Raw genomic sequence first — 2870 nt, 5'->3', positions numbered from 1 at the left:
GGCGCCGCCGGCCAGGGACCGGGCGGCGGACGAGGGCGTCGTGCCCTGGCGTGATCCGCGGCCGGCGCCTCCGGACGTGCCCAGCGGCACGTCGCGATGGTCGTCGTTCACGAGACTCCCCTCGCACTGAGCAGCCCGGGCTGGAGGCCGGCCGCGAACATCGAGAACGCCTCGGCGCTCGTGTAGGCCAGCGTGTAGCCGGCGATCGTGCGCAGCGCGGTCGTGTCGACCACGCGTCCGTGCATGAGCAGACGGTGCAGGTCGGGCGTGATGTCCGACCCCATCGCCCGCAGCATCGTGCGGGCCGCGGCGCTGAACCCGACCGGCGGGAACGGCACGACCGGACGACCGAGCCGGCGCACCGCCTGCGACAGCAGCACCACCCCGTCGCCGGCGACGTTGAACGTGCCGGCGAAGCCCTCGTCGACCACGGACAGCCGCAGCACCTCGAGGGCGTCGTGCGGGTGCAGGAACTGCAGGCGGGGGTCGTAGCCCATCACCGTCGGCAGCACCGGGTTGGCGAAGTAGGTGCCCAGCGGGGCGCCGGCGTCGAGCACCTGGGCGCTGCGCAGGGTCACGATGCGCGCGTCGGGACGGCGGCGGGCGAACCCGCGGACGTAGCCCTCGACCTCGCAGACGTCCTTCGGGAAGCCGGACCGGACGCCGCCGCGGGCCACCGACGACTCGGTGAACAGCGCGGGGCTGCGGGCGGACGTGCCGTAGACGGCCGTCGAGGAGCCCAGGACGAACGTGGTGACCTGCGAGACCCGCTGGCAGGCGGCCAGCAGCTGCATCGTCCCGATGACGTTGAGCTCCTTGGCCGCGCCGCGGCCGTGCGCCGGGCCCAGGTCGAGGTGGACGACGGTGTCGACGTCCTCGACCGCGATGACCTTCGCGATCACCGGCGTGCGGATGTCGGCCCGGACGAACTTCACGCCGCCGAGGTCCTCCCTCGGCGGCGTGACGTCGACACCGACGACCTTGTCGATCCCGAGCGCGTCCCCCTGGTCAGCGAGCAGCCGCGCGAATCGCGAGGCGATGTCGCGCGAGAGCCCGGTCACCAGGACGACGCGGCCCATGGTCTACAGGCCCGTCCGGCTCACTTGCCCAGACGGCGGCGCTGCACGCGCGTGCGCTTGAGCATCTTGCGGTGCTTCTTCTTCGACATCCGCTTGCGACGCTTCTTGATGACAGAACCCACGGTCCACCTTCTGACGACTGAGTCAATTGCGAGTCCCCAGCGTACGGGCAGCAGGCCAGGAACGACCAGCCAGGCCGGGATCTCGGGCTCAGCCGGCCTGGAAGTAGGAGTTCTTCAGGTACGTCTCGACGGCGTGCTCGGGCACCCGGAACGAGCGGCCGACGCGCACGGCCTCGAGCTGGCCGGAGTGGACGAGCCGGTACACGGTCATCTTGGACACGCGCATCTGGGAGGCGACCTCGGCCACGGTCATGAAACGCGTGGGCTCGACCATGTCGCGTCCTCCTGGAAGGTGAACGGCACGCGCGCGCTCCGGCTTCCCCACCGGAGAGTGCGCGCGTGCCTGAGCAGAGAGTAGTGGCTCCGGAGTCGCCGCGGTAGCCGAAATCCGAACTTTTCCCACCGGACGGTTCAGGGCTGGGGATCGAGGCCCAGCAGCGGGAACACGGCGCTGCGCGTGGCCATGATCGAGCGGTCCAGCCAGCTGGCCGGGTCGTAGCCCTCGCGCCAGTCGCGGAAGGTGGGCATGCGGCCGTCGGTCATGCGCGTGGGGGCCTCGGCGCCGCGCAGCTCGGCCACCGGGCCCGCCACCGCTCGGGGGTCGGGGTGTCGGCGTCGAGCGGGGTGCCGCCGACGACGGCGATGAGGTGGCTCCATGCGCGCGGCACGACGTCCAGCACCGCGTACCCGCCGCCGCCGGTGGAGACCCAGCGGCCGCCGCACAGCTCGTCGGCCAGGTCGCGCAGGGCGAGGTAGGACGCGCGCTGGCCGTCGACGCTGAGCATGAGGTTGGTGAGCGGGTCGTTCATGTGCGAGTCGCAGCCGTGCTGGGTGACCAGGACGTCCGGGGCGAACTCGCGCAGGGCCTGCGGCACGACGGCGTGGAAGGCGCGCATCCAGCCCGCGTCGGACGTCGCAGGCGGCAGCGCGACGTTGATCGCCGAGCCCTCGGCGCCCTCACCGCCGGTCTCGGTGGCGTAGCCGGTGCCCGGGAACAGCGTCTGCGGCCCCTCGTGGATCGAGATGGTCAGCACGCGCGGGTCGTCCCAGAACATCGTCTGGACGCCGTCGCCGTGGTGGGCGTCGACGTCGACGTAGGCGACCTTCTTCGCCCCGTGGTCGAGCAGCCAGGCGATGGCCAGCGCGACGTCGTTGTAGATGCAGAACCCGCTGGCCTTGCCGGGCATGGCGTGGTGCAGGCCGCCGCAGACGCTGACCGCGTGGCGGGCCTGGCCGGTCCAGACCTGTCGCGCGGCCTCGATGCTGGCACCGGCGATGAGCGCGCTCGCCTCGTGCATGTGGGCGAAGACCGGGTTGTCCTCGGTGCCCAGGCCGTAGCCGGGCTCGGTGTAGACCGGGTGGTTGCTGAGCTTCTCGACCCGCTCGACGTAGGCCGGGGTGTGCAGCCGGACGAGGTCGTCCTCGGTCGCGGCGGTCGCGCCCACGACGTCGACCTGCTCGAGCACGCCGAGCTCCTCGGCGAGCATCATCGTCAGATCGACCCGCACCGGCGCCATCGGGTGGTGGGCGCCGAAGTCGTACTGCGTCATCTGCTCGTCGAAGACGACGACGACCGGTCCGGGTCGGTCTTCTGCGGCGGCGCGGCCTCGCTCATGCGCCCGGTCCGGAGAGCTCGGCCGACGCGGCCGGCCGCCGCGCGCGACGCCGT

The 2870-nt window shown here is 72.2% G+C and carries 5 protein-coding genes; all 5 read right to left on the bottom strand.

All coding sequences use genetic code 11. The features are described 5' to 3' along the window. Window positions 1-107: 107 nt before the first annotated feature. On the bottom strand, window positions 108-1079 hold the full coding sequence (locus AC2W7G_RS12920) for an NAD-dependent epimerase/dehydratase family protein (protein WP_485868799.1): 972 nt from the start codon (window positions 1077-1079) through the stop codon (window positions 108-110). 20 nt (window positions 1080-1099) lie between these two features. After that, on the bottom strand, window positions 1100-1201 hold the full coding sequence (locus AC2W7G_RS12915; protein WP_019143756.1) for a 30S ribosomal protein bS22: 102 nt from the start codon (window positions 1199-1201) through the stop codon (window positions 1100-1102). Window positions 1202-1289: 88 nt separating this feature from the next. After that, the gene (locus AC2W7G_RS12910) at window positions 1290-1475 is read right to left on the bottom strand and encodes a helix-turn-helix domain-containing protein (protein WP_485868798.1); all 186 of its coding nucleotides are present in this window, start codon (window positions 1473-1475) and stop codon (window positions 1290-1292) included. A 137-nt stretch (window positions 1476-1612) separates the two neighbouring features. Continuing rightward, complete coding sequence (locus AC2W7G_RS12905; RefSeq protein ID WP_485868797.1) at window positions 1613-1744, bottom strand: hypothetical protein; 132 nt, start codon at window positions 1742-1744, stop codon at window positions 1613-1615. Then, window positions 1741-2870: acetoin utilization protein AcuC (locus AC2W7G_RS12900; RefSeq protein WP_485868796.1), on the bottom strand; the 1130-nt coding region annotated here is incomplete at its 5' end. The genes AC2W7G_RS12900 and AC2W7G_RS12905, both read right to left, overlap by 4 nt.

It is taken from the genome of Aeromicrobium sp. PFPM2_SD2 (genome assembly GCF_057364525.1).
Note: the sequence above shows the minus strand (reverse complement) of the source record. Positions and strands in the feature narration are given on the sequence as shown.